Consider the following 4,722-nt stretch of genomic DNA (forward strand, 5'->3'; position numbering starts at 1 on the left):
TAAGAGTATATTCTAGTAGATAACTAAGTTTTTATAGAATATATAGATGACTTTTGTATACTAATGTACTATTATTGATATTAGATTTGTATTATAACTTAAATATAATAAAGAATGAAATTAAGGTTTATACTCAGAAAAAATAAAATTGGAGGATTTATGAAAAATAAAATAATTATAGGGATTACTTTTTTATCTGTATTACTAATGTCTGGATGTGCTTCAAAACAAACAACAGAAATAAATGTGTTAGCAACTACCGATTTACATGGAAACCTACCTTATGAGTTAACTTCTTATATAAAAGAAGAACGAGAAAGAGATAAAAATATAACTCTAGTAGATGCAGGAGATTTCTTTGATAGTGGACCAATAGGTTCCCCTATGGAAAAATATTTTGATGATAGGCGAACTGATATTGATAATAAAACAGAAAAGTATATAGAAGCTCCTATTGCAAAAGAAATGAAAGAAGTAGGTTATGATTCTGTAGTTCTTGGAAATCATGAATTTGTATCTAACTCTAAATTTTATTTAGATAATATGATATCTGATTTTAATAAACAAGATATTAATGTATTATCAGCCAATACGTATAATAAAGATGGGAGTAGTTACACAAAGCCATATATAATAAAAAATATTAATACCCCTAAAGGTAATGTTAAATTAGGTATTTTAGGTCTTACAATAAAAGAAGTTGGAGAAAACGTGGATTCTAATTCTTTAGAGTTAAAAGACCAAGGAGGCTATAATGGCGAACTATATATGAATGACTTAGTAGATGATGCAAAAAAATGGGTTGATGTAATGAAAAAGGATAAAGCAGATGTTATAGTTGCTGTAGTACATTCAGGAGAGAAGCCTAAAAAACCTAAAAATCCAGGAAATAGAATACAGGACTTGGCTCAAAATGTTGATGGTATTGATGCGATAGTAGCTGGACATACACATGTTCAAATTAAACAACATGACTATAAAAATAATTTAGGAGAACAAGTTATAGTTACACAACCAGGAAAGCATGGAGAATGTGTTTCTAAAATTAACTTTAAACTAGAAAAAAATAATGATAAATGGAATGTTGTTAATAAATCTAGTCAGTTAGCCACACTTGAAAAAAATCAAGAAATGGATAAAGTCAGTGAATTTTATGGAAGTCTTTTAAGCCTAGATAGTAAAACTAAAGAAATCAGTTTAGGGAAAGTACTTCCTTTTAAATGGGATAAGCTATATGTATTTGAACCATATACACCTGTTGAAACAATATATAAAACTGTAGGATATAAATGGAGAAATATCATACCAACAGATAGTGAGGATATGGTGCAAATGGTATTTATGAGTAATAAAAAACCTATTTGTTATATATATGGTGATTCTAATAAGACAGGATTAAGTTTAAAGATTGATAAGTCTGAATATAAAGATAGTATTATAACGGTTTTACCTAATGATAATGATAATTTTAAAGTTCAAAAAGATGAAAAAACTTTCAAAGTGAATCTTGAGCATATAAAAAAGAATATATAAATAACTAATAGAAATACTATGTTTACATAAAATATGTAATCTTCTGTACATTGTAAGAATCCAATTAGAAATTTTATTATGATTGAATTCTTACAATGTACAGAAGATTTACTTTTACATATCTGTATATAAATCTTTGGTTTTTTATATAATTATATTGGAGAAATATTTAATGTATCTTATAAAAAATAAACAAAGTATAAAATATGTATTTTTGAAGTTTAATCATTACATTATCGTCTACTTTTATATAATAAGAAAGATATTTTATAAGAAACTACTAAAATAATAAAACTAGAAATAAGCCCCAAAATAGAAAATATGCCTTGGTTGCCTATTATAAAATCTATTACGAATGATATTTTATCAATCAATGAAGTCATTAAGACTAATGTTAATACAATGATATATGGAATTAATGACCAAAATCTTGCTTTTAGATATCCCATCTTAAAAAAGATAGGTATTTGAACTCCCACTATAGCAGAAAAAATTAAAAAAGAGGTACTTATTCCTAGTATAATTTCTTGAATATCAATAGGTTTACTTTTAAAGAATAATACTATTATTGAAAGTACAGTAATTAGAAATACTGTCAATACAAAGTTAAGTAAAATGAAAATATAGCGACCTAAAACTATATCTTTTAATTTAATCGAAAGAGTACCATATAAGCGACTTAAGTTATTTTTTTCTTCTATAGCAAAAATGTTAGAAATCATAAGGGCAACAAACCAAGAACAAGTAATATAAAGTGTTAATGTTGATGAGCCCATATATGAAAAAAGCATTATAACAGCTAACAAAACTAAATTCATATTAAAATAGGATTTCATTGTAAAAATATCTAGTTTAGTAAATTTAATTGAATCGGTCATCTTATTACACCTCTCTTGCTAACTTTTATAACTATATCATCAATAGTAGCAGTATCTATGATACAGTTATTGTATTTAACAGTATCATTTGTATGAATTAATCCATCAAATCCAATATCTGTTTCACGCAGACCAATAATATCTCTTTTAAGTGTATCTGTTAAATCTCTTGGTATTCCTTTAATTAATCTAAACTTTTCTAATAAATCTTGCAAACTTCCAGTATAAAATAATTCTCCATTATTTATAAAAGTGATATAATCAGCAATTTTTTCTAAATCAGTAGTAATATGAGTAGAGAATAATACACTTCTATCTCCATCTTTTATGTAGTCTTGTAGAATTTCCAAAAGTTCATCACGAGTTACTGCATCAAGCCCACTTGTGGGTTCATCAAGTATAAGCAACTTAGCATTATGAGAAAATGCACATGATAACATAAGTTTCATTTGCATACCTCTAGACAATTCACTTATTTTTTTATTTAGAGGTAGATTAAATCTGGTTATCATACTTTTAAAAATATCGTGATTCCAATCCTTATAAAAAATAGATATAGCTTTTTCAGTATCTTTTATTGACCAATTATCTGCATAAAATATATTATCAAATACAACACCAATATTCTGCTTAATAAGATTTTCATTTTTAGCATTGTCCATATCAAAAACTAAAATCTCTCCTTCATCTTTTTCTAACATATTTAGAATTAATTGTATAGTTGTTGTCTTACCTGCACCGTTTGGGCCGATTAATCCCATTATATATCCCATTGGTAAAGTAAAACTTATATTTTTTAGATTAAAATCATTAAAGTTTTTACTAACATCCTTTAGTTCCAAATAATTATTCACTTTTTTCCACCTCCAATAATAATCTCAAAAGACTTATAATTTCTTTATCTGTCATAGACGCTCTTTGTGCCGCTTGTATTGCATTATTGAGATTTGATTCTACTTCTCGTATTAACTGTTCACGAATAAGTTCAGAGCTACTTGACATAACGAAAAATCCCTTACCTTGACGGCTCATAATAAAACCTTCTTGCTCAAGTTCATTATATGCTCTAGTAGTAGTCAAAACGCTAATCTTTAAATCTCTTGCTAACTGTCTAAGTGAAGGTAGCATTTCATTTTCTTTTAATTCTCCTGAAAGAATTTGTTCTTTAATCTGTTCTTTAATTTGTTCATAAATAGGTAAGCTAGAACCATTTGAAATAATTATATTCAAAAAAACACCTCTTTAACTGTATTGTTATATACAAGTACAGTATAAACAGTTGGATGTTTTTTGTCAATATAAAAAATTACAATATACATTTGCAATAATAATCTATATGTATTTATTCTGAAACGTTTTTAAATTGAAGTATTTAATCAGAAAGATAGTGTTTAAGTAAAAATATTGTCAATATACACTTTTAAGATTAGTTTATATCTATTTATCTAGGCGTTATACTTTATATCTAGGCATTATGCTTTAATATATATTAAAGGTATAAGTTATATAATTAAATTTGATACTTTTACTACTTATAGCAAAATCTCATATACCCATACATTCAATGTTAGTAGGGTGGGGACACAAGTATAATGTATGATATTATATACTAAAAGATGAATTTTAACGTATAACTTTGATTAAAAAATAGTTACGCACACTTGTGACTTTAGTCATGAGTTAGTAGCTAAAATAGTCAGCATATAGGAAAACTTATATGTAGAGATAGGATAGAACCTATTCAATACTAATTGAATTGCTGGAAACCCCTAAAGCTAACCAAACTAAAACATAAGGATAAAACTAAGTGTGAAAGTTACGAAAGTAGAAAAAATTGGTTAGATGGTATAAGGTTAAACCCTAAGTACTTTAAAATGGGCAATCAGCAGGTAAGCTCCGAATAGGAGAAACTTCAACGACTATTCCTCTTGAGGGAAGTACACTACAAGCTATTGGTAGTGGAAGTGGGTAGACCTTAACGGATAATGCCGAAGGATAAGATATAGTCTGTGCTTGCATGAAAGTGTAAGAAGTTCATAAGAGAACTGCATAGGTAGTAGCGAACTTATGTGAACGACAACCTCAAAAATGATAAAAGTTAAGACTTACGGTTCTTACATATGTTATTTAAAAATAAATATAAAAACCTTCAAAATACTTGTTTTAAATAATTATATTTGTTAAAGTTATAATCAGAAAAAACAAGTAAAGTGAGGTGATAGTAGTGGAAAAATCTTATAAGTTTAGAATGTATCCAAATAAAAAACAGCAAGAGTTAATTAACAAAACTTTTGGATGTTGTAGATTTGTA

General features: G+C 26.8%; 6 protein-coding genes. 2 read left to right on the forward strand and 4 right to left on the reverse strand.

The window, feature by feature from the left end; translation table 11 throughout:
• The first annotated feature begins 159 nt into the window (after positions 1 to 159).
• Positions 160 to 1,533 (forward strand): metallophosphoesterase, encoded by a 1,374-nt coding sequence (locus KGF50_RS20435; protein ID WP_227849760.1) that lies wholly within the window; start codon positions 160 to 162, stop codon positions 1,531 to 1,533.
• A gap of 233 nt (positions 1,534 to 1,766) precedes the next feature.
• Here the strand turns inward: KGF50_RS20435 and KGF50_RS20440 are convergent, their stop codons facing one another.
• The 4 genes from KGF50_RS20440 to KGF50_RS20455 form a co-directional block, all read right to left on the reverse strand.
• On the reverse strand, positions 1,767 to 2,411 hold the full coding sequence (locus KGF50_RS20440; protein WP_227849761.1) for an ABC-2 transporter permease: 645 nt from the start codon (positions 2,409 to 2,411) through the stop codon (positions 1,767 to 1,769).
• On the reverse strand, positions 2,408 to 3,265 hold the full coding sequence (locus KGF50_RS20445; RefSeq protein ID WP_227849762.1) for an ABC transporter ATP-binding protein: 858 nt from the start codon (positions 3,263 to 3,265) through the stop codon (positions 2,408 to 2,410). The genes KGF50_RS20440 and KGF50_RS20445 overlap by 4 nt, the downstream gene beginning before the upstream one ends.
• The gene (locus KGF50_RS20450; protein WP_227435791.1) at positions 3,258 to 3,641 is read right to left on the reverse strand and encodes a GntR family transcriptional regulator; all 384 of its coding nucleotides are present in this window, start codon (positions 3,639 to 3,641) and stop codon (positions 3,258 to 3,260) included. The genes KGF50_RS20445 and KGF50_RS20450 overlap by 8 nt, the downstream gene beginning before the upstream one ends.
• A 639-nt stretch (positions 3,642 to 4,280) precedes the next feature.
• The gene (locus KGF50_RS20455; protein WP_021358895.1) at positions 4,281 to 4,430 is read right to left on the reverse strand and encodes a hypothetical protein; all 150 of its coding nucleotides are present in this window, start codon (positions 4,428 to 4,430) and stop codon (positions 4,281 to 4,283) included.
• Positions 4,431 to 4,626: 196 nt separating this feature from the next.
• Here KGF50_RS20455 and KGF50_RS20460 point away from each other — a divergent pair.
• On the forward strand, positions 4,627 to 4,722 hold a 96-nt coding region (locus KGF50_RS20460), incomplete at its 3' end, for a helix-turn-helix domain-containing protein (protein ID WP_227849763.1).

Origin of the sequence: Clostridioides sp. ZZV15-6598, assembly GCF_020657705.1 — a bacterium.
GTDB lineage: Bacteria > Bacillota > Clostridia > Peptostreptococcales > Peptostreptococcaceae > Clostridioides > Clostridioides difficile_F.

Coding starts and splice junctions, on each gene's coding strand:
- KGF50_RS20440 (WP_227849761.1), bottom strand. CDS start 2,411: ATGACCGATTCAATTAAATTTACTAAACTAGATATTTTTACAATGAAA.
- KGF50_RS20455 (WP_021358895.1), bottom strand. CDS start 4,430: ATGCAAGCACAGACTATATCTTATCCTTCGGCATTATCCGTTAAGGTC.
- KGF50_RS20435 (WP_227849760.1), top strand. CDS start 160: ATGAAAAATAAAATAATTATAGGGATTACTTTTTTATCTGTATTACTA.